Source organism: Brenneria salicis ATCC 15712 = DSM 30166 (assembly GCF_003315515.1).
Lineage (GTDB): Bacteria > Pseudomonadota > Gammaproteobacteria > Enterobacterales > Enterobacteriaceae > Brenneria > Brenneria salicis.
This window is the reverse complement of record NZ_QNRY01000050.1, coordinates 1-25280: the sequence shown is the minus strand read 5'-3', so window position 1 is coordinate 25280 and position 25280 is coordinate 1. Positions and strand designations below refer to the sequence as shown.

19 protein-coding genes and 5 pseudogenes are annotated in these 25280 nt (G+C 51.8%); 7 read left to right on the top strand and 17 right to left on the bottom strand.

What is annotated here, in order from left to right:
• Positions 1–261 precede the first annotated feature (261 nt).
• A complete protein-coding gene (locus tag DES54_RS16005) occupies positions 262–444 on the bottom strand; it encodes a YdgH/BhsA/McbA-like domain containing protein (protein WP_113869052.1) in 183 nt (60 codons plus the stop codon).
• 24 nt (positions 445–468) lie between these two features.
• Here DES54_RS16005 and DES54_RS16000 point away from each other — a divergent pair.
• A pseudogene (locus DES54_RS16000) lies at positions 469–1262 on the top strand (Ldh family oxidoreductase).
• Positions 1263–1312: 50 nt separating this feature from the next.
• Positions 1313–2011: an extensin-like domain-containing protein gene (locus DES54_RS15990; RefSeq protein WP_240635036.1), complete on the top strand. Its 699-nt coding sequence runs from the start codon at positions 1313–1315 to the stop codon at positions 2009–2011.
• An 18-nt stretch (positions 2012–2029) separates the two neighbouring features.
• On the opposite strand, the gene DES54_RS15985 is transcribed toward DES54_RS15990, so the two are convergent.
• From DES54_RS15985 to yebS, 4 genes and pseudogenes are all read right to left on the bottom strand, one after another.
• Positions 2030–2221, bottom strand: coding sequence for a YdfD/YebW family protein (locus DES54_RS15985; protein WP_113869050.1), 192 nt, complete (start codon positions 2219–2221; stop codon positions 2030–2032).
• Positions 2222–2445: 224 nt separating this feature from the next.
• A pseudogene (rsmF, locus tag DES54_RS15980) lies at positions 2446–3896 on the bottom strand (16S rRNA (cytosine(1407)-C(5))-methyltransferase RsmF).
• A gap of 101 nt (positions 3897–3997) precedes the next feature.
• Complete coding sequence (locus tag DES54_RS15975) at positions 3998–6631, bottom strand: PqiB family protein (protein ID WP_113869048.1); 2634 nt, start codon at positions 6629–6631, stop codon at positions 3998–4000.
• Positions 6618–7832, bottom strand: a complete 1215-nt coding sequence (yebS, locus tag DES54_RS15970) for a membrane integrity lipid transport subunit YebS (RefSeq protein WP_240635037.1) — start codon at positions 7830–7832, stop codon at positions 6618–6620. Before yebS ends, DES54_RS15975 begins: the two co-directional genes overlap by 14 nt.
• A gap of 398 nt (positions 7833–8230) precedes the next feature.
• Between yebS and DES54_RS15965 the strand changes: the two genes are divergently transcribed.
• From DES54_RS15965 to prc, 3 genes are all read left to right on the top strand, one after another.
• Positions 8231–8737, top strand: coding sequence for a free L-methionine (R)-S-oxide reductase MsrC (locus tag DES54_RS15965; protein WP_113869044.1), 507 nt, complete (start codon positions 8231–8233; stop codon positions 8735–8737).
• Between the two features lie 84 nt (positions 8738–8821).
• The gene (gene proQ / locus DES54_RS15960; RefSeq protein ID WP_113869042.1) at positions 8822–9550 is read left to right on the top strand and encodes an RNA chaperone ProQ; all 729 of its coding nucleotides are present in this window, start codon (positions 8822–8824) and stop codon (positions 9548–9550) included.
• A 19-nt stretch (positions 9551–9569) separates the two neighbouring features.
• On the top strand, positions 9570–11591 hold the full coding sequence (gene prc, locus DES54_RS15955) for a carboxy terminal-processing peptidase (protein ID WP_113869040.1): 2022 nt from the start codon (positions 9570–9572) through the stop codon (positions 11589–11591).
• Positions 11592–11680: 89 nt separating this feature from the next.
• Here prc and DES54_RS15950 read toward each other — a convergent pair.
• The 4 genes and pseudogenes from DES54_RS15950 to potA all read right to left on the bottom strand — a co-directional run.
• A pseudogene (locus DES54_RS15950) lies at positions 11681–12625 on the bottom strand (hypothetical protein); the annotation flags it as partial.
• Between the two features lie 197 nt (positions 12626–12822).
• The gene (potC, locus tag DES54_RS15945; RefSeq protein ID WP_113869038.1) at positions 12823–13608 is read right to left on the bottom strand and encodes a spermidine/putrescine ABC transporter permease PotC; all 786 of its coding nucleotides are present in this window, start codon (positions 13606–13608) and stop codon (positions 12823–12825) included.
• Entirely contained in the window at positions 13605–14465 is an 861-nt protein-coding gene (gene potB / locus DES54_RS15940; protein WP_113869036.1) for a spermidine/putrescine ABC transporter permease PotB, read from the bottom strand. Before potB ends, potC begins: the two co-directional genes overlap by 4 nt.
• Positions 14449–15564: pseudogene (gene potA / locus DES54_RS15935) on the bottom strand (spermidine/putrescine ABC transporter ATP-binding protein PotA). Before potA ends, potB begins: the two are co-directional and overlap by 17 nt.
• Before the next feature lie 406 nt (positions 15565–15970).
• Here potA and pepT point away from each other — a divergent pair.
• Complete coding sequence (gene pepT / locus DES54_RS15930) at positions 15971–17203, top strand: peptidase T (RefSeq protein WP_113869034.1); 1233 nt, start codon at positions 15971–15973, stop codon at positions 17201–17203.
• Between the two features lie 82 nt (positions 17204–17285).
• On the opposite strand, the gene DES54_RS15925 is transcribed toward pepT, so the two are convergent.
• The 6 genes from DES54_RS15925 to rluE all read right to left on the bottom strand — a co-directional run bounded on the left by DES54_RS15925 (position 17286) and on the right by rluE (position 22991).
• Positions 17286–18407 carry a ribosomal protein uL16 3-hydroxylase gene (locus DES54_RS15925; RefSeq protein WP_113869032.1) on the bottom strand — a complete coding sequence of 374 codons (1122 nt, stop codon included), beginning with the start codon at positions 18405–18407 and terminating at the stop codon, positions 17286–17288.
• Positions 18408–18553: 146 nt separating this feature from the next.
• Complete coding sequence (gene purB / locus DES54_RS15920) at positions 18554–19924, bottom strand: adenylosuccinate lyase (RefSeq protein WP_113869030.1); 1371 nt, start codon at positions 19922–19924, stop codon at positions 18554–18556.
• Between the two features lie 158 nt (positions 19925–20082).
• Positions 20083–20712, bottom strand: a complete 630-nt coding sequence (hflD, locus tag DES54_RS15915) for a high frequency lysogenization protein HflD (protein WP_113869029.1) — start codon at positions 20710–20712, stop codon at positions 20083–20085.
• Positions 20713–20714: 2 nt separating this feature from the next.
• Positions 20715–21821 carry a tRNA 2-thiouridine(34) synthase MnmA gene (gene mnmA / locus DES54_RS15910; RefSeq protein WP_113869027.1) on the bottom strand — a complete coding sequence of 369 codons (1107 nt, stop codon included), beginning with the start codon at positions 21819–21821 and terminating at the stop codon, positions 20715–20717.
• Between the two features lie 104 nt (positions 21822–21925).
• A complete protein-coding gene (locus DES54_RS15905; protein ID WP_113869025.1) occupies positions 21926–22372 on the bottom strand; it encodes an NUDIX hydrolase in 447 nt (148 codons plus the stop codon).
• Positions 22365–22991, bottom strand: coding sequence for a 23S rRNA pseudouridine(2457) synthase RluE (gene rluE / locus DES54_RS15900; RefSeq protein WP_211185986.1), 627 nt, complete (start codon positions 22989–22991; stop codon positions 22365–22367). The genes DES54_RS15905 and rluE overlap by 8 nt, the downstream gene beginning before the upstream one ends.
• A 131-nt stretch (positions 22992–23122) precedes the next feature.
• On the opposite strand from rluE, the gene icd reads away from it, so the two are divergent.
• Positions 23123–24376, top strand: a complete 1254-nt coding sequence (gene icd / locus DES54_RS15895) for an NADP-dependent isocitrate dehydrogenase (RefSeq protein ID WP_113869023.1) — start codon at positions 23123–23125, stop codon at positions 24374–24376.
• A 53-nt stretch (positions 24377–24429) separates the two neighbouring features.
• On the opposite strand, the gene DES54_RS15890 is transcribed toward icd, so the two are convergent.
• Together DES54_RS15890 and DES54_RS15885 are read right to left on the bottom strand one after the other, a co-directional pair.
• Positions 24430–24696: a hypothetical protein gene (locus DES54_RS15890; protein ID WP_113869020.1), complete on the bottom strand. Its 267-nt coding sequence runs from the start codon at positions 24694–24696 to the stop codon at positions 24430–24432.
• Between the two features lie 381 nt (positions 24697–25077).
• A pseudogene (locus DES54_RS15885) lies at positions 25078–25280 on the bottom strand (IS630 family transposase); the annotation flags it as partial.

Here is a 25280-nt window from a genome sequence, read left to right as displayed (position 1 = left end):
CCGGTTGGTGATTTGTGATTTTTGGCGATTGATCAGATCGCTCAACTCGGACTGAGTTCCCTCAAAGTGATCTACTATTTGGAACAGCTATTTAGATTTAATAAAAAAAACTCCAATTCCGTAGAATTGGAGGCGTCAAAGTTGACCAACACCAAGGAAAATTTTAGTTACTTTAAAGATAGCAATATCGTGAAAATAATCCAATGTAAAATTTAATTTTTGTAACCAGAGTTAGTTTAATATTTTTGACTTGTACAATAATTATATCGTTATTAATACTAACAGATAGTAACGAACATATTTATACAGAATTGCTGTACCGTTTAATTGGTCTCGACCGGTAACTGATACGATACGGTAAGAAGATACCCCTGCCGTTTGCGCTATTACGGTAAGTTGAGCTTCAAAAGCAGTAGGATAAAGTAAGGCGAAGAAAGCATTCATAAACGTAAAAAAGGGGGAATTACGATGCAGCTATCAGCACGTCGCTTAGCTTCGGTCATTCAGGCGGTGTTGCAGAGGGTTGGCTGCTAGGAGGCTGAGGCAATCTGTGTCGCCGGGCATCTGGTAGCCGCCAACCTGAAAGGACATGACAGCCACGGCGTTGGTATGTTGCCGTATTATGTAGGTTTTATTCGCGATGGAATTATGCATCCGAACACGCCCGCGCGTTTTGGCACTAATCCCATCTGCATCGCGTTTCCGAAGAGCGAACGCAATGCCGCGTTTGTCCTCGATTTCGCTACCAGTATTGTGGCGCTGGGCAAAACTCGCGTGGCTTATCTGGCTGGTAAAACGTTCGATGAGGACGTGATGCTGGATAGTCATGGTCAGTCGACCAATGATCCCCGCGTGATGTGGGAAGGTGATACGCATGGCGTATTGAAACCCATTGCCAAACATAAAGGTGGCGGATTGATTCTTGCGGCGGAAATGCTGGCGGGCCTGTTATCCGGCGGCGGCACAATCCAACCAGAAAATGATCGGCTTGGCGCTATTGTAAACAACATGACGACTATTGTTGTCGATCCTTCCGTATGGTATCCATGACCTGGCTACAGCAGGAATATGATGCCATGTTTGATTATGATCGCACTTCCCATGCGCCCGCTCCTGAGCAACCGATTCTGATCGCCGGAGAGTCGGAAATCAGATCCAAAGCGCGACGGGAAGCAGAGGGCATCGAATTGTCCTATCAGGAGTGGCAAAAGATTGTGGAGGCTGGCGTGTCTCTTGGCATGAGTCCGCAGGCGTTTGTGTGATTTTCCGCGCAGTCGCAAGGCTGATAGAAGCTGAAACCGGAGGAGGTGGCGTGGGTCGAGGATTGCTGGTTGGCCTGATTCTTTTGGCGGGACTGATTGCGCTGGCTCCCTGGCTCCAGCGGCATCTGCCGGCTGGTTATGATCCATTTTCACCGTTATCGGTTGACGATCCGCCTACCTTTATTACCCGATTCAAGCTCAAGCAAGTGGCGAATAACCCTGAAACCTGCCTGGCGGTGTTGACGCAGGCGCAAGAGAAAGGACGAATTACTTTTACGCCGGTAAATGATGTTGCCGGACAATGTCCGCTTGATTCGCCGGTGCGCGTGCAGCGCTTTGGGACGGTCGGACTCAGCGCTAGTTTTCTCGCTAGTTGTCCGCTGGCGCTGAGCAGTGCCATGTATGTGACGCAATCCGCTATCCCGCAAGCGGTACTGATGGGAACATCGTTGGCCAGGATCGATCATGTCGGTAGCTATGCTTGTCGCAATGTTTATCATCGTGCCGAAGGGCGATTAAGTGAGCATGCTACTGCCGATGCGCTGGATATTGTCGGTTTTCGCCTGACAGATGGACGACAGGTGAGCGTTCTCAGGCAATGGCCGGAAAAAAATGAACGTGGGGACTATCTGCGCACCACTTTCGAAGATAGCTGCCGTTTTTTCGGCAACTCACTGGGGCCGGAATATAACGCAGCGCATGCAAATCACTTTCATTTGGGCATGAGAGGTTTTGGCGTGTGCCGATGATTAGATAAACGCGGCGGATTAGAAATCCGCATATTCCTGCGCAGGTAGCCAGAATCCGTCAATAAACTCTTCGATGGGGTAACACCCCGCACGGCGCAAACGTTGCTCTTTCATCGCCTGCAAACATTGTGTCTCGGTGTTGTAGGCACCTGCTACCAACTCATCGCAGCCGTGTCCGAGGTAACAAACAAATATCACCAGTGCAAACATGAGACCCTCAACTTTCCGATGGTATATTCGTCATTTTTCATCTTGCGCCCAAGTAGGCAATCGGCATTTCCATGCGTTGAAATCAATGGGGTATAGCATTCAATACGGTTGTTTTTTGAATCACTACAGACAATTGTAGATGAAACGCAGAAGAAGTGAGGGAGGGGCGTTTATCCGCTGGTTTTATCACCAGCGGATAAACGCGCATCAACGGCAAAAAGCGTTTAGCGATGTGTCGAGGCGGCAATACCTGCGCCATCACGAACCAGATCGCGTGGCAGATTGTTTTTGATGCGGCTGCCAATACGTTTCGCCAAACCAACCGGACAACCCTGATAGGTGAGCAGCAGTTCATCCGCCGTAGGAAGCGGGTCCGGGTAGCTGTCTTTACCCTGAAACCATTCACTGGCTTGTTGGGGCGTCAATGCATAGCGATGGCTGGAATCGGCTTTCGCCAGAGCAATTACGGCTTCATGCTGCCAGCGATAGCCTTTGGGGAAGCGCTCTGCCAGCTTGATGCCAATTCGCGAGAATTTGATGTTGCCAAAGGCCGAAGTAAGCGTAACGGGGAAAAGCCAGATTTCACTGTCCCTCTGCCACAGTTGGTGCTGGTTATCATCCCATGTCAGACCTTGCCTTTTCGCGCTCTGAACTATCAGCGCCGCATCTTTACCGCTCAGTGGCGAGAAGGGAAATTTACCGACTTTATAACCCGGCGTTGGAAGCGGGGGAACGCTGGATGTTTTTCGCAGGCGCGCAACAAAAAAACCTTCGCTGTCATAAATTTGCGGAAAAACATGTAAAAATCCGTCTTCTGTGGCTGCTTGCGACGCACCAGGGAAGAGGTCGGCCAGCGACTCGAATTCGCACGCATCGGGAAACTGCTGCTGTAGCCAGTGGCAAGCCTGCTGATTTTCCTGTGTATTCAACGTACAAATAGAGTAAATCATGACGCCGCCGGGTTTCAGCGCATGGGAGGCGCTCAGGATCAGGTTGCGTTGGGTGGCGGCGATGGTGACAATGCTTGCGGGCGACCAGTGTCCCATGGCCGCAGGATCTTTGCGCACCACGCCTTCGCCAGAGCAAGGCGCATCCAGGAGAATGGCATCGAAATATTCGGGTAAGGCTGCGACAAAAACCCGTCCATCGAAATGGGTGATGGCGGTATTACTTACTCCGCAGCGGCTGATATTGGCATGCAACACTTTAACCCGGCTAGCGGATATTCATTGGCGATAATCCCGCCCTGATTATGTAGTCGGGCGGCAATTTGCGTCGTTTTGGAGCCGGGGGCCGCGGCAACATCCAAAACTTTTTGTGGCATGGCGTGATCGTGGAACAGGGCGCTCACCGGCAGCATCGAACTGGCTTCCTGAATATAAAAAAGGCCGCTAAGATGTTCCAGCGTATTACCCAGGCGAATACTTTCATCGTCGGCATTCACCAGCCAAAAACCTTCTTCGCACCAGGGGATAGGTTCAAGTTGCCATTGATACGGTTCAACCAATTGCAGAAAGGCCTCAACGCTGATTTTCAGCGTATTGACCCGGATACTACGGCGCAACGGTCGTTGGCAGGCGGCAATAAAATCGGCCATCGAAAGGTGTGCAGGCATGATCGCCTGCGTTGCATCAAGAAATTCAGCGGGTAAATTGACCGGCGTAGGTTTAGCCACGAGGGATGTCCCATTGCTGCGATAAGAGTAGCGGCGGAGTTTATCATAGAAATGATAGCCGCCGAATTAGGAGTGCGGGCGGCAAACCGCACTGTCAGTGTCTAGTTTGACGGGATTGCCGTTCCCCATTGCCGCCATTCTGCCGGTTCTTCATTACGCAACAGAAAATGCTTTCCTTCTCGTGCTTGCGGCGCCAGCGGAGTGGAGGCAGGCGTTGCAAACGCGATACCGCCACGGATAAACTGCTGGAATGTGCCGCTTTTTATCACGCCGCCGGTTAAACCGAATTGCAGATTATAACCGGAAGCCAGCCAGAATACGGAGTTATCCCTGACCAGATGCTGGTAACGTTTACTAATGCGTAAGGCGACGGAGATGCGATCGGCAAGAGCACCAAGCGATAAACCGGTAACCGTTCCCACTTCGATACCCCTGAACAGCACCGGTGTTCCCACCTGTAGCGCGCCAGCTTCGGGCGCATCCACGCTAATATTTAATCCATCCTGATAGCGCGAATCGGAAATGGAGGCCTGTTGCAGTTCAAAACTGCGGGTAACGCTGCCGCCACCCGGTTCAACATTGATGTAAGGCTGAAATAATGTTTCCAGATTATTCACTCCGGCGGCTGAAATCTCTGGCGTAACCACGGAAAAACGCGTACCTGAACGGGCGAAGTTGCGCACGTATTCGGGATATAACACCGCTTGTACCCAGACTTCATTACGCTGTTCGGACAGTTTCAGTGAATCAAGCTGACCGATGTCGATGCCCAGATAACGAATAGGCATGCCCGGCGATAACTTGCTGGCGTCGTAAGTCCGCAGGATGATGCGGCTACCCACCGCACGGGCCGCGGTTTCGTTATTGTAGAGCACGCGTTTACCGCTTTTGATTTCAGGCGCGCCGGCAAGGTTATCAAAGCTGATGGCGCCTTTCAGCGCACGATTGAGCGGCGACGCCTGCACAGTCAGACCCGTGGTGTTCAGTTGTACGCGAGCGCCGCCTTCAGCCCAGAAAACGCTGTTGTCAGTCAGCAGTTTGCGGTGTTGTGGATGGATATAGACATCCACCTCGAAATAATTCGCTTTAGGCCGGACGCGCATGATTTCACCCACCTCGAACTTGCGGTAGAGCACAATCGAGCCATCCTGAATGTCGGGCAGGCTGTCTGTGACTAACGTTAGTGTTGGCGAGGGCGCAGCCTCACGGATGCCTTCCTGCGCTTTTTCGAGGTCGCTGTACAGCGGGTAACTCGCCAGAACCTCACCTTTGGCGCCCGGCAATACTTGAATTCCTCCGCTCACCCACTCCTGCGCGCTGGCGCCCAACACCTGGATGCCATCCAACCCCACTTTAACGTTCATGCGGCTGTTGACGACAAATTTGCTGTCCTTATGCAACAGACGGCGATATTGCGGTTCGATCGCCAAAACAAAACTGACGCCTTGTTCATCCAGCGTGCGTTTGACGATTTGACCAATCTGTACGCCATGCAGCAAAACCGGCTGTCCGGCGTCGATACCGTAACTTAGCGCCGCGTTCAACCGTATGGATAGTGCGCCCGGCTGCGCCAAAGGCTGCTGGCTGCTGTCCAGTACCTCAAAATGTTGCCGGGGTTCGCCTTTGCCGGGGATTAGCGTCAATGTCGGTCCGCTGAGTAGTCGTGAAATATTTAAATCGTTAAGTGAAAGTTTGGGTTTGGTCAGTTCAATGCGCGTACTTTCGCGCATCAGGGAAACCACGGCGGGATCGATAATCAATTCACCGTTGACGCGTTCACTGTTGGGGATCAGGGTGATCTTGTTCAGCGTTCCCACCTCCAGTCCCTGATACATCAGCGGGGTACGACCTTCCGCCAGTCCGTCGCCGGATGGCAACTCAAGCTGGATCACCACCCCGCGCTGACTTTGCGCCAAATCGGGATATAACCGGTAGGATTGTTCCGCGGCGGCGGTTTCCCCCTCTTCCGGCGAGTCAAAGGCAATCGCGCCGTTGACCAGCGCCGCCAGGTTTTCCATTTCAATTTTTGCGCCGTTAAAACCGATGTCCGCATTGAAACCGGAAACATTCCAGAAACGGCTGTTCTTTTTCACCAGATCGGTAAAGCGTCGCTCAATCAACACATCGATGGTCACGCCGTGATGATTTTGCGATACCGTGTAGTCATACACTTTGCCCACCGGGATCTTGCGGTAATAGACCAGTGAACCGGTGTTCAGGGAACCTAAATCATCGGCCTGAAGGTGGATTAATAGCTCGCCGGTATTCACCCGATATTTGGGCTGCGTGTCCAGAGCGGAAAAATGTGTCTGTGGTTCGCCAGGCCCTGGCATCATGCCAATGTAGTTACCGCCGACCAACGCATCCAGCCCGGAGACGCCGGCCAGCGAAGCCTTGGGCGTCACCAGCCAGAATTGCGTGCCGGAACGCAAGGCTTCTTCCATATCGCTTTTGATGCTGGCTTCAACCTGAATAGTGTGCAGATCGTCGCTGAGTTTGATGTCTTGCACGATGCCGACCTCAACCCCCTGATAACGAACCGGCGTACGTCCGGCGACAATGCCGTCCGCCGACACGAAATCAATGGTCACGCTCGCTCCGCGCTCTTGTTGATTGGTATAAACCAGCCAGCCGGCAATCATTAGCGCAATCAGCGGCAGTAGCCAGAAAGCAGAAAGACGGTGTTTGTTTTTCACCGTAGCCTGGCTCGATATTTCGGGTTTATTGTCTTGCATCGTTATCCCACATCAGTCGGCTATCCAGCCATTCAACGGCCAGGATAGTTAGAATCACCGCCGCGCCGAAATAAAAAGCGGCAGGCCCCATGGTAAAAGCAAGTAATTGGTCGCGATTGACGAGTGACATCGTCAGTGCAATAACAAATAGATCCAGCATCGACCAGCGTCCAATCCAGGTGATCATCCGCAGCATTCGCATTCTGGTCATTATGCCGAGCGTGACCCGGAAATGAATACTGAGCAACAGTCCTAACAGCACAATGACTTTAGTAAAAGGCACCAGAATACTGGCGATAAATACCACAATCGCCACCGGAATATTGCCGGAAGCGAGCGAAAGAATGCCGGAAAAGATGGTGTCTTCGGTGCGAGCGCCGTTCACATAGATAATAGAGATCGGCAGCAGGTTGGCCGGAACCAGGAAAATGACCGATGCGATCAGGGCGGCCCAGGATTTTTGCAGGCTGTGACGGCGGCGCAAACGTAAAGGGACGTGACAACGCGGGCAACGTCCCTGATTATCCGGCGAACTGGTCAGGTGACAGGAGAGGCACACCCGATAGCGCGCCGGTAAAATAATGGGGCGCAGACGCGGATAAAAGCGCTGCCACAGTTGGTCGGTATTCAGGTGGATCAGCGTCAATACGCTCAATGTCATCAACGCCAGAAACGCAATCAGGCCGTGCCCCGGCTGAACATCGGCAAACTCCCGAACTTTAATGGCGGCGACCGCCATGCCCACCAGATAAATATCCAGCATCATCCATTCTTTCAACTTGTCCAGCATCAGCAGGATAGGGCGCAGGTTCATGCCGATACGCGGTGCAAAAAACAGATACAGCAGCGAGAAAACCAGCGTTAGCGGAACGCCGACGGTACAAAAGGCCACCATGCTCGCCGTCACCGGGTTTCCCTGCCGGGTAATCTGCCAGATACCTTCAAATAAGGTGGCATTGATGGATACGCCAAGCAACCGAATGCTGATCAGCGGTTCGGTAAAAGCAAACGGCATGAGAACCAGCATGGCAACAGCCATGGCGGTCAGCCGTGAGATGGGCCAGTCGCGTCCTGAACTGACTTTGGCGTCGCAGCGCGGACAGTTGGCCGTCTGGTTGCGTTTGACTGTGGGCAACATAAAGAGCGCATCGCATTGAGGGCAGCGGTGATAACATTCCATGGTCTGCGCTGGCGTCGTCATGCCGTCCGTTCGCGGTGGTCTGGCAGACGGGAAAAGGACAGGACTGATTATGTGATATATCTTCATATTTCCTGCTGTCATAGAAACGGACATCATTCAGTGTATCAGGTACTGGCGCATATCCTAACGATGCCATAGCGTAACTGAATGATGCGCGCCGTAAAATGAGGCTACACTGTTTATGCGATTCATCTTCGCGGGCTAAAGACGGATGGCGCCAAGATTGCGGTGATGATGTGATGCTCCACGCATAAATAGCACATTATGCATGCGCTACGAATGGCAATGAGGAGGATTCTGTGCGCGAATCAATAAATCTTATGGCATCCTGTAGCGGACATTGATAATTGCGGTTGCGCCGTTATTTGCCTGCATTGAAAAGATAACTACACATTATTATGAATAAACACGCGTTTTATAAGGAACTGGTCAGTGATTTGTCAGCGCTGATTGCCGGGGAACATCGTTTTATAACGATATTATCAAACAGCAGCGCATTACTGTTTGAACGGCTGGATGGGGTTAATTGGGCAGGATTTTATCTACTGGAAAACGATACGCTGTTCCTGGGGCCCTTTCAGGGACGGGTTGCTTGTGTCCGTATTCCGGCGGGCAAAGGGGTATGCGGCCGGGCGATCGCTGAAAATCGTATCCAGCGTGTGGATGATGTGCACGCCTTTCCCGGTCATATTGCCTGCGACGCGGCCAGTAACGCCGAAATTGTCCTGCCGCTGACTGTGGGCGATCAATTGATCGGTGTTTTAGATATTGATAGTACGATTTACCAACGGTTTGACGCGGATGATGAAGTGGGGCTCAAAGCCGTGGTGAACGCACTTTGCGCACAACTTGAAGAGAGCGATGTGCTGACTTTTATCAATTCTCTCACGTTGAGACAAGGATAACGTAGCAATTGCCGATAGCGTCATTATAATGACGCCTGTTCATGCCTGCGCTGGTTGGCAAACCCGTTGTAATCAGGAAATTTCATGGAAAATCAACCTAAGTTGAACAGCAGTAAAGAAGTCATCGCCTTTTTAGCAGAGCGATTCCCGCGTTGTTTCACCACTGAAGGTGAAACCCGCCCGTTAAAGATCGGTATTTTTCAAGATCTTGTTGAGCGAGTGCCGGAAACCGATAACGTAAGCAAAACGCAACTGCGTTCCGCATTGAGGCTCTATACCTCAAGCTGGCGTTATCTGTACGGCGTCAAATTAGGCGCTCAGCGCGTGGATTTGGATGGAAATCCGTGCGGCGAATTGGAGCAACAGCATGTCGAGCATGCGCGTAAGCAACTGGAAGAAGCGAAAGCCAGAGTGCAGGCGCAGCGTGCCGAGCAACAGGCGAAAAAACGCGAAGCGGCTGGCGACTCTGCGGAGCCCGCGCGTACACCACGTCCTCAGGGCAAGAGTGAAGCGCGTCGTGGTCGTAATGGCGCTAACGCGACTCCACACAAAGCACGTCAGTCTTCGTTCCGTTCATCGGCTTCTCAGCAGCCCGCCAATCCTCAGCCACGCCCGGTCAAACCAACCGCCAGCGAACCTAAGCGTGTCGCTGTCACGGATGTTTCCAAACTGCAAGTCGGTCAGGAAATCAAGGTCAGAGCTGGCAAAGATGCCATGGATGCCACTGTGCTTGAGATTGCCAAAGGTGAGGTCAGAGTTCAGTTGGCTTCCGGTATGGCAATGATTGTACGCGCAGAACATTTGCAGTTCTGATACGGAGGCCAACCAGGGCATGAACAATTTAGTCAGAATAACCGCCATTGCAGGTTTATTGTTGGCGGGCGCGGGTTTTGCAAATGCCAATGAGAATATTACGCGCATTGAGCAAATCCCCCAGCTTCAGCAGGAGCCGCAACATGCGACGATAAGCGATCGTGTCGCCTCCCGTTTCCTGCGCTCCCATTATCGCCAGTTTATGCTTGACGAACAGTTCTCAGAGAAGATTTTCTCGCGTTATCTCAATATGCTCGACTACAGCCACAATGTGTTGCTGGCATCGGACATCGCGCATTTTTCTACCCATAAAACCCAACTGGGCGAGGGGATTAAATCCGGCAAGCTGGATATTCCTTACGCGCTTTATAATCTGGCGCAAAAACGACGTTTTGAACGTTATCAATACGCCTTGTCGTTACTGGATAAGTCGATGGATTTTACCGGCAACGACACCATTGATCTGGATCGCGGCAAAGCGCCCTGGCCGCAAAACGCCGGTGAGCTTAATCGGTTATGGGACGCCAAGGTCAAGTATGACTGGTTGAGCCTGAAACTGACCGGTAAAGATGATAAAGATATCAAAGAGACGCTGACCAAACGTTACCAGTTTGCAATTCGGCGTCTGGCGCAAAGCAACAGCGAAGATGTTTTTCAGTTGATCATGAATGCCTTTGCGCGGGAAATCGATCCGCACACCAGCTACCTCTCTCCAAGAAATACCGAGCAGTTCAATACGGAAATGAGTCTGTCGCTGGAAGGGATTGGCGCGGTGTTGCAAATGGATGACGATTACACCGCGATCAACTCGATGGTGCCTGGAGGCCCGGCGGCGAAGAGCAAAAGCCTGACCGTCGGCGATCGGGTGGTGGGCGTAGGCCAGACCGGTAAACCGATGGTGGACGTTATCGGCTGGCGGCTTGACGATGTCGTCGCGCTGATTAAAGGGCCGAAAGGCAGCAAAGTGCGGCTGGAAATTCTGCCCGCCGGCAAAGGCACCAAAACCCGCATGGTGACGCTGACGCGTGAACGCATTCGTCTTGAAGATCGCGCCGTGAAAATGTCGGTCAAGAATGTGGGCAAAGAGAAGGTCGGCGTACTGGATATCCCCGGTTTCTATGTCGGTCTGACGGATGACGTCAAAGTTCAGTTGCAGAAACTGGAAAAACAGAATGTCAGCAGCATCGTGATTGACCTGCGCAGCAACGGCGGCGGCGCACTGACGGAAGCCGTCGATTTGTCCGGCCTGTTTATCCCAAGCGGCCCGGTGGTTCAGATCCGCGATAATAACGGCAAAATCCGTGAAGACAGCGATACCGACGGCACGGTATATTACAAAGGGCCGCTGGTGGTGCTGGTAGATCGTTTCAGCGCCTCGGCATCGGAAATTTTTGCGGCGGCGATGCAGGATTATGGTCGTGCGTTGATTGTGGGCGAACCGACCTTTGGTAAAGGTACGGTGCAGCAGTATCGCTCGCTGAACCGCATCTACGATCAAATGCTGCGCCCGGAATGGCCGGCGTTAGGTTCGGTTCAGTATACGATCCAGAAATTCTATCGTATCAACGGCGGCAGTACGCAGATGAAGGGCGTCACGCCGGGTGTGATGATGCCGACCGGAACGGAAACGGTCGATACCGGTGAGAAGTTTGAAGATAACGCGCTGCCGTGGGATAGCATTACAGCCGCGGCCTACACGATCAGCGGCGATCTTAAACCACTGGTCAGTGATCTGAACGAACAGCATCAGGAGCGGATTGCCAAAGATCCAGAGTTCCAATATGTGGCGGAAGATATCGCGCGTTATAACGCGTTGAAAGACAAACGTAACATCGTATCACTCAACCTTGCTCAGCGTGAGAAGGAAAATGACGATGACGAAACGATGCGTCTGGCGCGAATCAATGATCGTCTAGCGAGAGAGGGGAAAAAGCCACTGAAATCACTGGAAGATCTGCCTAAAGATTATCAGGCGCCCGATCCGTATCTGGATGAAACGGTGCACATTGCGCAGGATTTGGCGCAAGCGCAGAAAGAGTAACCTTTCACGTTCAATCCCCTTCGAACCCCGGCTTGCCGGGGTTTTTTGCAGGTTGAACCACGTATCAGGTGATGAACATAAAGAGATTAACGGCCCGCTATCAACTGTTGGAAATAAGTTTCATATAGCGTGCTGGCGCTGCCGACATCGTTTTGCCATTCGCCTTTGTTGATTGTTTCGTCATCCGGGTACAGCGTTTTGTCACCGGAGACATCCGACGGCAACAATTTCTTCGCCGCAGGATTAGGGGTGGGGTAGCCAATGGTTTCCGCCACCTGCGCGGCAATTTCAGGACGCAACAGGAAGTTAATCATTTTCATCGCGCCATCAACGTTTTTGGCATTAGCCGGGATAGCCAGACTATCCATCCAGAAAATCCCGCCTTCCTGCGGCCAGATCACATCCAACGGCGTGCCTGACTGACGGGCGACAAAGGCGGAACCGTTCCATACCATCCCCAGATTCACTTCGCCTTCCATGAACGGGTTGCCGGGATTGTCGGAGTTAAACGCCAGCACGTTCGGCATTAATTTTTTCAGTTCGTTATAGACGGCTTCAATCTCTTGGGGATCGGTAGTGTTAGCGGAATAACCCAGTTTGCGCAGTGCGATCTGGAACACTTCGCGCGCATCATCGGTCAGCAACAGACTGTTTTTATATTTAATATCCCACAGATCGGCCCAACGCGTGACGCTGGCCGGGTCGATTTCATCACGATTCACGCCAATGGCCGTCGCCCCCAGATATAAGGGATAGAGTAGTGGTTATCGGGATCAAAAGATTTATGCAACAGATTCGGGTCAAGATTGTGGAAGTTGCTGAGCTTACTGGTATCAATCTTTTGCAGCATGCCTTCTTTACTCATTTTGGCAATGAAATAGGTTGAAGGCACGACCAGATCGTAAGCGCCATCCTGATAGGTTTTCAGCTTGGCATACATGCTTTCATTGGATTCATAGGTGGAGTAGATCACCTTGATACCTATTTCTTTGGTGAACTGTTCCAATAATCCGGGCGGAACATACTCTGTCCAATTGTAGAAATAGAGAGTTTTGCCGTCGTCGGCGCTGGCGCTGTGAAGCCCCCAAAGCCAGCGCACAGGCAGCCAGCAGATGTGACCACGTTTTCATTACTTATCTCCTGAAATGTCCCAAAGGATATATACCCGTCATCTGGTTATGTTCTATCATCGCCAGCCGCGGGCAGGCTGGCTCTTACCTTTCATTCGATATTATTTTCTGGTGCGATCACGCAAAATCAACTGACTGCTGAGCACCAAAAATAACGACAGAATGAGCAGGATCGTCGCTAACGCATTCACTTCCGGGGAAACCCCGACCTTGACCATCGAGTAAATTTTCAGCGGCAGAATCTCATATGTTGGGCCGGTGACGAAAGACGACACGACAACGTCGTCCATGGACAAGGTAAAACTGAGCAACCAACCGGCAGCCACTGCTGGCATGGCTAACGGTAGAATAATTTTCCGCAGAATAATCGCTTCACTGGCGCCCAAATCACGGGCCGCCTCCAGCATGCGAACATCGAATCCTTTCAGGCGCGAATAAACCGTCACTACCACGAAAGGCAGACAAAATGTGATATGGGAAAACAGCAATGACCAGAATCCCAGTGAAATCCCCAACAGCATAAACAGCACCAGCAGGGATATCGCCATAACGATATCGGGCGACATCATCACTACGAACAACATGCCGCTGACGAATGGTTTACCGCGAAAACGATAACGATAGAGCGCCACCGCCGTCAGCGAGCCAATCAGCGTGGCGAACGTGGCGAACGTGGCGGACAGGACCGCCATGGTCAGCGAGTGTTGCGCGGCTTGCAACAGACTGTCGTTGTTCAGCAACCGCTGAAACCAGTCCAGCGTAAAACCTTGCCAGTTAATACCGAAACGCGCCTGATTGAAGGAATTCACAATCAAAATGATGATGGGAATGTATAGATAGGCGTAAATGATGGCCATAAAGCCGCCACGCAGCAGGCGTCCCATTATGCCAGTTCCTCTTTCTTGTTCAGCAGGCGAGCCGTGCGATAGTAAATGAACAGCAGAACGCCCATGATCAAGGTCAGGCAGATACTGGTCGCCGCGCCAAAAGGCCAGTCACGGATGTTGAGGAACTGACTTTTGATCACGTTGCCAATCAAAAGGTTTTTGGCGCCGCCCATCAGATCCGCGACAAAGAACAGCCCCATCGCCGGCAGCAGCACCAGCAGACAGCCGGCGATAATTCCCGGCATGGTCAAGGGAATAACGACGCGGATAAATGTCTGGTATTTATTGGCCCCCAGATCGCGGGCCACTTCAAGATAGGCTTTATCCAGTTTCTCAATGCTGGAATAGAGCGGCAATACCATAAGAGGCAGTAAGATGTAGATCAGGCCGAGCACGACCGCTTCGGAGGTGTACATGATGCGTAAGGGCGTATCAATGATGCCGCTCCACATCAGGAATTCGTTCAGATGTCCGCGGGTGCTCAGAAATATTTTCAGCCCGTAAATACGGATCAGCGAGTTTGTCCAGAAAGGGACAATCAGCAGAAACATCATCAGCGGACGGATGCGTTCCGGCAGATGAGCCAGAATAAAGGCGAAAGGATAGCCCAGCAGCAGGCAGCAGAGCGTCGCGAACAGCGCCATATTCAGCGAGTGCAGCAATACCGAGGCATACATCGGATCGAGCAGACGAGCGTAGTTGTCCAGCGTGAATGCCAGACTGATCAGATCGGTGTCGTTACGCGTCAGGAAACTGACGCCGATAATCATCAGGTTCGGCATGAAAACGAATAGCGTCAGCCAGGCGACAATGATGGTGATTATGGTGTTCTGAAAGCGTTTACGCGGCGTCTTCATCGTGTAGAACGACCTCCCAGCTTTCAACCCAGGTCACGGCGACTTTCTGATTGAGCGAGTGATCGAAATCAGGATCGTCTTCATTAAAGAACTCGCTGACCATCACCATTTTGCCGTTCTCAAGTTCAATGTTGGACTCGAGCGTCATACCTTTGTAATTTCGCTCACGCACGTATCCGATAATTCCTTCGGCGCTCGCACTGTCATTGATTTCCTCCACCCGCAGATCTTCCGGTCGCAGCAGCACGTTGAGATGTTGCCCTACGCTAACCGGGGAACTGACTGTAATCACGCATTCATGCCCTTCCACACGGGCGCGTACCCTCTGTTGGTCAAGGTGTGCCAACACGGTGGCGTCGAGAATATTGATTTCACCGATAAAGCTGGCGACAAACAGGTTTTTAGGCTCCTCGTAGATTTCACGCGGCGTACCGTCCTGCTAAATACGGCCATCGCGCATCACCACGATGCGATCGGACATGGTGAGCGCTTCTTCCTGATCGTGCGTCACGAAAATAAACGTAATGCCCAGCTTACGTCGCAGGGATTTCAACTCATTCTGCATCTGCTTGCGCAATTTGTAGTCAAGCGCCGAAAGGGGTTCATCCGGCAGCAGAACTTTCGGTTGATTGACGACCGCGCGGGCAATCGCCACGCGCTGTTGTTGCCCGCCAGAGAGTTGATGCGGGCGGCGTTGCGCCAGACTCTCCAGTTGCACCATCTTCAGGGCCTCGATGACACGCGGGGCGATATCGGACGCGGGCGTTTTCTGCATCCGTAAGCCGAAAGCCACATTGTCGAACACGCTAAGATGAGGAAACAGGGCGTAACTTTGGAAAACAGTATTGATGTGCCGGTGTTCGGCAGGCTGGTGGGTAATATCCCGGTTTTCAAGAATAACATTGCCGCTATCAACGGTTTCCAGTCCGGCAATCAAGCGTAATACGGTAGTTTTACCGCAGCCGGAAGGACCGAGAATAGTCAGAAACTCACCGTGGTTAATGGTGAGATTAAAGTGAGAAATGATGTCTTTGCCATCAAAACCTTTTTGGACCTCGATCAATTCGACGACCGGCGTAGCGGGAGAATTATCTTTCATTAAGGTATTGCTCTGTTTCCAAGTATGACGTGTTCACGGAAGATCCGTTGCGTGCACGCCAAGGGTTATCACCTTTCAGCCTACGAGCTTAGTTGAGGGCGGCATTTTACGGGAAACGGTGCGTAACGCCAACTCGTGTCGTTATACTTCAAACCGGGAATATCGGTAGAGAGAGATAGTGCGATGAAGGAAGTAGCAAGTATGGTGCATTGATGTTTCACACTTGTTTTCCCTGTGGCGACAAGCGGTGACATTGTGGTATGGATCGAGGCGTGAAGTGCATTATTTCCGGGCGCTCCCCGCTTTTTTCGCTTCGGGACGCTAATACAGTAAAAACTGACCTGACGCAATATCCGTGTTGGCAGCCATCCTCATAATGCCAGACAGGGTTCGGGGGGCAATAGCGATGGATAAATTACTCGACAGGTTTTTGAATTACGTTTCTTTTGATACTCAGTCAAAGTCCGGCGTTAGGCAGATACCGAGTACGGAAGGCCAGCTGAGACTTGCGCGCGCCTTGCAGCAGGAATTGTTGGAACTAGGATTTGAACGGGTGACGCTCAGCAAACAGGGGGTTGTGATGGCGACGCTGCCTGCCAATGTTGCCTGGGCCGTGCCGACCATCGGGTTTATTTCTCACATGGATACATCGCCCGATTACACCGGCAAGAACGTTAATCCGCAAATTCTGGAAAACTATCGCGGCGGTGATATTGCGTTGGGAATGGGCGATGAGGTGTTGTCGCCGGTCATGTTCCCGGTGCTGCATCAATTGTTGGGCCATACGCTGATCACCACCGATGGTAAAACGCTGCTGGGTGCGGATGATAAAGCCGGGATAGCTGAAATCATTACGGCGATGGTGCGTTTAAAAAAGCGCCACACGCCACACGGGGAAATTCGTATTGCCTTCACGCCCGATGAGGAAATTGGCAAAGGGGCGCAGTTCTTTGATGTGAACGCATTCAATGCGCAGTGGGCCTATACCGTTGACGGCGGAGGTGTGGGTGAACTGGAGTATGAGAACTTCAATGCGGCGGCGGTAACGGTGAAAATTGTAGGGAATAATGTTCACCCCGGTAGCGCCAAAGGTGTCATGGTCAACGCGCTGACACTGGCATCGCGCTTCCATCAGGAAGTACCGCAGGAAGAGTCGCCTGAAAAAACTGAAGGCTATCAGGGGTTCTATCATTTGCAAAGTATTAAGGGCGTGGTGGAACGAGCGGAGATGCACTATATCGTCCGCGATTTTGATCGCTCAGGTTTTGAACGGCGCAAACAGAAGATGATCGACATTGCTGAGAACGTCGGGGTGGGATTGCACCCGGATTGTTATATCGAAGTGACGATCACCGACAGCTATTACAATATGCGCGAACAGGTTGAGCAACACCCGCATATTATCGCGCTGGCGCAGCAGGCCATGCGGGATTGTCATATCGAACCTGTTCTCAAACCGATTCGCGGCGGAACCGATGGCGCGCATCTGTCGTTTCAGGGATTGCCTTGCCCGAATTTGTTCACCGGCGGCTACAATTACCACGGAAAGCATGAGTTTGTGACGCTGGAAGGCATGGAGCAGGCAGTATCCGTTATCATGCGAATTGCCGAATTGACTGCTCAGCGGGCCAGATTATAGTCAGTTTGTTTTGCTGTGAGCGATGTCGTTATAATAAAAATCAGGCGGGGAGAAACCCCGCCTGATTTTTATGTCTCATTGATTAATCAGCAAAATACCAGTAACCGCCGTTTATCAGAATAGTGAGTTGCGTCAGAAACGCGGGGTCGTCCAGCGCGTCGCCCAGCATCGAAACATCAATGACATGATGTTCGGCCAGCGCGATGAGTGCCTGCTTATGCGGGCTATCAATTTTTTCCCCGTTTACAAAGCAGTCATCGCCGACGCACAAGACACGCAATCCGCCCAGACGACGCAGCGGTTCCCCTTGTTGCAGATAATCATAGATTTCGCTGGCCTGATAAGGCGGCTCCGGCGGCGCGACGTCAAGCTCATGGCGGGATTGAGAGATAAATTCGCCAAACCAGTTCTGGAAATGTTCCGGTTGCTGAACCAGTTCCAGCATCATTTTCTGCAGCGCATCCATCTCTTGCGGCAGAATGAGCGCCGGATGATCGCGCGCGGGAATGGCGGGATCGCTGTAGCGATAGCTGCCAAATTCGCGGGGAAGGACATAATCAGCGAAACCGCTCACCAGTTCGCGAGCATTCGGGGCGCGGAAACCGACGGAATAATTGAGCGCGTTTTCCAGCGAATAGCCCTCGTGTGGGAAACCCGGCGGAATATAGAGAATGTCGCCTGGCTCCATTTCTTCATCAATGATGGCCTCAAACGGATCAACCTGTAATAAATCCGGGTGAGGACAATGCTGTTTCATCGGGATCTTTTCGCCTACTCGCCAACGGCGGCGGCCGGTGCCTTGAATGATGAACACGTCGTATTGATCCAGATGCGGGCCGACGCCGCCGCCCGGCACGGCAAAAGAGATCATCAGATCATCCATACGCCAGTCCGGTAGTTGACGGAAAGGGCGCATCAGCGCCGCGGAAGGCTCATGCCAATGGTCGACGGCCTGAACCAGCAGCGACCAGTTGGTTTCCCCCAGATGATCGAAGCTTTCAAAAGGGCCGTGGCTAACCTGCCAGCGGCCATTGTTATGGCTCACCAGACGGCTATCGACTTCATTTTCCAGCGACAGACCGGCAAGCTCGTCCGGCGAAATCGGATCGATGAAATTGGTGAAACCGCGTTTGATAATGACCGGGCGTTGTTGCCAGTAGCGCGCCAAAAAATCCGGCCAGTCGAGATTGAGTTGATAGTCCATACCATATTTTCCGGCAAAAAAAGGGCCTGATGGCATTATAGCCGAAGCGCCGTCGGCTGTACTGACTTTCAGGAAAGCAGAGGGAAAATCTGTGTGATAAAAGGCGGGCGAACGCCCGCTAGTTCAACTTATTTCAGTTCGTCAACCTATTTCAGTTCATCTACCATAGTGATGGCGCGGCCAATATAGTTGGCCGGGGTCATGGCTTTCAAGCGGATTTTTTCTTCTTCCGGCAGCGCCAGACCGTCAATAAAGGCCTGAATGCCCGCCGCATCGACGCGTTTGCCGCGGGTCAACTCTTTAAGCTTCTCATACGGTTTTTCAATGCCGTAGCGACGCATCACGGTCTGGATAGGCTCCGCCAGCACTTCCCAGTTGTGATCCAGTTCGTCGGCAAGACAATCACGGTTCACTTCCAGTTTGCTGATGCCTTTCAGGGTCGCCTGATACGCAATCAGCGCATAGCCCACGCCAACGCCCAGATTACGCAGAACGGTAGAGTCGGTCAGGTCGCGCTGCCAGCGGGAGACCGGCAGTTTACCGGCCAGATGTCCCAACACGGCATTCGCCAGCCCCAGGTTGCCTTCGGAGTTTTCAAAGTCAATTGGGTTCACTTTATGCGGCATGGTGGAAGAGCCGATTTCACCCGCGATGGTTTTCTGCTTGAAGTGATTCAGGGCGATGTAACCCCAGATATCACGGTCGAAGTCGATCAGAATGGTATTGAAACGCGCGATGCAATCGAACAGTTCGGCGATGTAATCATGTGGTTCGATTTGCGTGGTGTAGGGGTTCCAGCTAATGCCAAGCGAGGTGACGAAGCTTTCGCTGAACTGATGCCAGTCGATTTCTGGATAAGCGGCAAGGTGTGCATTGTAGTTACCGACCGCGCCGTTGATCTTGCCCAGAATCTCAACCTGCTGAAGTTGACGATACTGACGCTCCATCCGATAAGTCACGTTGGCGAATTCTTTGCCGATGGTGGACGGCGTCGCCGGTTGACCGTGCGTGCGGGAGAGCAGCGGAATGTCGCGGTATTGCCGGGCCAGATCCGCCAGCGCATCAATTATTTTACGCCAGTGCGGTAAGATCACGTCACGTCGCGCCGTATCCAGCATCAAGGCGTGAGACAGGTTGTTGATGTCTTCGGACGTGCAAGCGAAGTGGATAAATTCGTTCACGGCATGCAACGCAGGCACCGCCGCCACTTTCTCTTTCAGAAAGTATTCGACGGCTTTCACATCATGATTGGTGGTGCGTTCGATGGTCTTGATGCGCTCGGCGTCCTGCTCGCAGAATTCGGCGACAATTTGGTCAAGGAAAGCGTTTGCGTCGCGATCAAATGCAGGAACTTCCCTGATTTCTGCACAGGCCGCCAGTTTTTGCAGCCAACGTACTTCAACCTGTACGCGGAACTTCAGCAGACCGAATTCGCTGAAAATCGTGCGCAACGTGCTGACTTTATCGCCGTAGCGTCCATCTATCGGGGAAACGGCGGTCAGTGAGGATAATTCCATCGCAAGCAACTCCTGGGGTTGATTTTAATAAAATGAATATCGGGTTCCGATGCCCAACGGCCTGTCGGCGTTTCATCGTCCCCGCGCTGGCGGGGAGCGGCAATCATCGAACTTGTCCGATGTAAAACGAACGTAATGTCTAACGATCGTATTGCGCGTCAGCAACGCGCCAGTATCTGTTTGGCTTCTTTGATCAGATGGCTACGGGAAAACATCAGTTGCAGGCGTCCTCCGCCAATCTGCTGCCACAGCACGGCGGAACGAATGCCCGCCAGCAACGCCGCCCGCACTTTGGCCTGAACCTGACTGTTTTTCAGCACTTCCGGCGCGCCAGTCACCTGAATGCGTGGGCCAAGGGTACTGATGACATCAACATAAATGCCCGCCAGCGCGCTGATGATCGTATCAGACAGCAGTTCAAAATGCTCTAACTGACGCTCTAACTGCCCGATACGGTTACCCAGTTCATTTAATGACGCGGGTTTGGCTTTGAGCTTGCGCTCCAGCGCAATCAGGCTGAACGCATAACGTGAAAGTTCTGCCCCGGCGCCTTTGTTGCTGCTGGTATTCAGAATGCCGAGCAAGGTTTCCAGTCCGGTTTTCAGGTTACTTTCCGCATCGCCATAAACCGCCAGCGTGGATGCCGGATTAACCACCAGAATGCTGTTCAGCGAGGAGTGGAGAATGTCGCCGTCACAATTGCCCGTATTCGCCAACTGATGCACCAGATGGGCTGACTGACAGATACCCGCCAGCGCCAGCGTAATGTCATGATAATTTTTCGCCACAATCACTCCTGTAAGCGTTCTTCAATGATACCCCCGCCAAGGCAGACGTCATCCAGATAGAAGACGGCGGACTGACCTGGGGTTACCGCGGCGACCGGTTGATCAAAACGAACCGCGAGGCGATCTTCGCCGAGCGGGGTAACCGTACAAGGGATATCTACCTGACGGTAGCGGGTTTTCACCGTGCAACGTGATGCCGCGGTTAGCGGTTGACGGTCAACCCAATGCAACTGTTGAGCGATTAACCCGTAAGACATCAGACGCGGGTGCTCATGCCCTTGTGCGACGTACAGAATATTATTGGCGACGTCTTTGTCCACGACGTACCACGGATCTTCGCTGCCGTCTTTGACGCCGCCAATCCCCAATCCTTTACGCTGTCCCAGCGTGTGGTACATCAACCCCTGATGTTGTCCCATCGGTTTGCCATCATCAACGGACAATATCGGGCCAGGCTGGGCAGGCAGATAGCGCGCCAGAAAATCGGTGAATTTACGCTCGCCGATGAAACAAATTCCCGTGGAATCTTTCTTTTTGGCGGTAGCCAGTTCCAACTGCTCCGCGATTTTGCGAACTTCGGGTTTTTCCAGTTCTCCGACAGGGAACAGGCTTTGCGCGATTTGCTCGTGGCTCAACGTATAAAGAAAGTAGCTTTGGTCTTTATTACCATCCACGCCGCGCAGCAAACGGCTTTTACCGTCAACGTCCAGACGGCGGACATAGTGACCTGTCGCAATGTAATCGGCGCCAAGATCTTCGGCGGCAAACTCAAGAAACGCTTTGAATTTGATTTCCTTGTTGCACAGAATATCCGGGTTGGGGGTGCGGCCCGCTTTGTATTCCGCCAGAAACAATTCAAATACGTTATCCCAGTATTCGGCGGCAAAGTTGACGGTGTGCAATTCAATACCCAGCTTATCGCAAACGGCTTGGGCATCGGCAAGATCGGTGGCTGCGGAGCAGTACTCGGTATCGTCATCCTCTTCCCAGTTCTTCATGAACAGGCCTTCAACATGATAGCCCTGTTGCTGTAACAGGTAGGCGGAAACGGATGAATCAACCCCGCCGGACATACCGACAATCACTTTTTTCTGGCTGTTATCTGACATGGAAGTCTCACGAACTGAAATACTTATGCGTTAAAGCGAAAACAAGCGGCGCATTTTAGCATGTTGCGTGGGGGCCTGCACCGCTATTCCTGACGCGCGGGCCGCTAAAAAGGCCAGTTAAAGGCTTGCATGAGCGTCAACGGATAGCGTTCCGGCTGCTGATAACAGCGAATGCTTTCCGCCACCAGTGGGGATCGCAAGCAAGATGAATGCAGGATCTCCCCGGCGCTCAGCCAGTGGCAGCGCTCGATATCGCTGTCATGGGGATGAGTTTCGACACGATGCGGGAGATCGAGCGCAAAACAGAAACGCAGAAACGGCGTGTGGTCGGGTGCAATCCACTGATGCAGACGCAGAAAATGTTGCGGTACGGCGTGAATGCCGGTTTCTTCCCACAGTTCACGACTGGCCGCCTGAATCAGGGTCTCATCGGCTTCCAGATGTCCTGCGGGCTGATTCCACAGACGCTTGCCGTTAATTAACTCTTCAACCACCAGAAAATGGTTCTCGGCCTGAACAACGCAGGCCACCGTAACATGAGGTTTAAACATCAGTGATTTCCTTCCATTCTCCGGGTGACAAACTTTCCACGGTATGGTTGGCCATGCCGTAGCGAATCAGACGCAATGTAGGGTAACCGATATGTGCGGTCATGCGGCGAACCTGCCGGTTACGCCCTTCATACAACGTAATTTTCAGCCAGCAATCGGGAATGCTTTTTCGTTCCCGAATTGGTGAAACCCGTGTCCATAACCACGCTGGCGCCTCAACGATCTCGACGCCTGCCGGCAATGTTGTTCCATCTTTCAGTTCAAGCCCGTGTCGAAACCGTGCCAGCGCGTCCTCATCCGGGATTCCTTCGACCTGAACATAGTAGATTTTTGCCGTTTTTTGCGCCGGTTGCGTGAGTCTGGCCTGTAACTTACCGTCATTGGTCAGCAGCATCAGCCCTTCGCTATCCCGATCCAAACGTCCGGCTGCATAGATGCCGCTGAATGGGATATAGTCTTTCAATGTTTTGCGGCCCGCTTCATCGGTGAACTGCGGCAAGACATCAAAAGGTTTATTGAACAGCACGACGCGACGCGCGGCGTTATCTACCCGACTTTTGGTTGCCGTTTGTGAACTGAATCGTTTAACGTTGTGATTTTTAACAGGGAATCTCTTCATCATTTTTATAGCCGCGAAAAACAAAAGCATTATACTCGAAATAGTTTGCGATTGGCGCGGTCTGAACATTGAAGTAGTATTGACCCACATCTTACAAGTCATTAACAAAATTGCGCTCGAAGGAGAGGTTAATGGAAAGCAAAGTAGTTGTACCGACAGACGGGCAAAAGATCACGGTTGATGCCCACGGCAAACTGATTGTTCCCCATAATCCGGTTATTCCGTTTATTGAAGGGGACGGCATTGGCGTCGATGTGACGCCAGCGATGATCAATGTCGTGAACGCGGCGGTGAAAAAAGCCTATCAAGGGCAGCGCGCGATTTCCTGGATGGAAATTTATACTGGCGAAAAATCCACACAAATTTATGGTAAAGACGTTTGGTTGCCGGAAGAAACGCTGGATCTGATTCGTGAATACCGTGTTGCGATTAAAGGCCCACTGACGACGCCAGTAGGCGGCGGTATTCGTTCGCTGAACGTTGCGCTGCGCCAACAGTTGGACTTGTATGTCTGTCTGCGTCCGGTTCGCTACTATGAAGGCACGCCCAGCCCGGTAAAACATCCTGAACTGACCGATATGGTGATCTTCCGTGAAAATGCTGAAGATATCTACGCCGGCATCGAATGGAAAGCGGGTTCGGCGGAAGCGGATAAAATCATCAAATTCCTGCGTGAGGAAATGGGCGTCAATAAAATCCGTTTCCCTGAGCAGTGTGGTATCGGTATTAAACCTTGTTCCGAACAAGGCACGAAACGTCTGGTTCGCGCCGCGATAGACTATGCCATCACCAATGATCGTGATTCCGTCACCCTGGTGCACAAAGGCAACATCATGAAATTCACCGAAGGCGCCTTTAAAGACTGGGGCTACCAGTTGGCGCGCGAAGAATTTGGCGGTGAACTGATCGCTGGCGGGCCGTGGGTGAAAATCAAAAACCCGAACACCGGCAAAGACATTGTGGTGAAAGACGTCATTGCCGATGCCTTTTTGCAGCAAATCCTGTTGCGTCCTGCCGAATATGACGTTATCGCCTGTATGAACCTTAACGGGGACTATATCTCCGATGCCCTGGCCGCTCAGGTTGGCGGTATTGGCATTGCGCCGGGCGCCAACATTGGCGATGAGTGCGCTCTGTTTGAAGCGACTCACGGCACCGCGCCGAAGTATGCCGGTCAGGACAAAGTGAACCCCGGCTCTGTTATCCTGTCCGCTGAAATGATGCTGCGTCACATGCAATGGTTCGAAGCCGCCGACCTGATAGTTAAGGGAATGGAGGGCGCGATCAGGAACAAGACCGTGACTTACGATTTCGAACGTCTGATGGATGGCGCTAAATTACGGAAATGCAGCGAGTTTGCGCAGGACATTATCGATAATATGTAATTAGTGTTAATCAAAGATTAAGAAGAAGGAGGCCGCAATCGGCCTCTTTGTTTTCATTGCCGAAATGAGGCCAACGGACGTCTGAAATTGGCTGGCAGAGGTGACAGCGCGACGGTTCTCAGGTGGCGGTTACAAATAAACCAAACTTCATCCCGGTCATTGGATAGGATGTAATAGGCGTCAGACGTTTCAGATGGATTAAAAACGCCAATCGCACGATATGCCATTTCAGTATTAAAGCCGCTTTTGAGTGGCAAAGGGGTAGGGCCATTCTCCAACTCTTTTATTCTCACATACAGACCTTTTTCAAACCAAAGCATAGTTGCCTCTGAAATCTTAATGATGATGATATGAGTATAGGCGCGGGATTGTGTTTCTACCTTCCGTCAGGATTGCGATACGTATAATCATTGAGAAAACATACTATTGCGCGTTTTTTTGTATTTCATGTTATGAAAGTTTTAGCTTGCCTGTTTATTTTGTTATTCAGCCCGGTAATTACTGCTATCAAAAAATCTAATGAAATAAGTCGCTTTATGGCTTCATCTTATTACGCCGCGATTTTGTTGAAAACGTGGATTTAACTTGATCTAAATCACAATTGTTCGATATGCATTTTGTTCTTATGAAAATCCCGTTGTGGGAAATAATGCAGTCGATTGATTTCATAAAGGCATGCTAAATAACTGATCCTAATATCGCTACATTTTTACCAACCCATGATTCCCACCGGGGAATGGGCTGACAGTATTCATAAAGTGACGCCCTTTTTTCAGTAACTGCCACATTGAGCGGCACTGGTGGTTTCCGGTTATCGTTTCGTGCAGCGCCTGCCACAGCCGTTCAACATGATTTACCCAGGGCGAGTAAACCGGCTGATAAATAACACGAAACTTCGGATTCT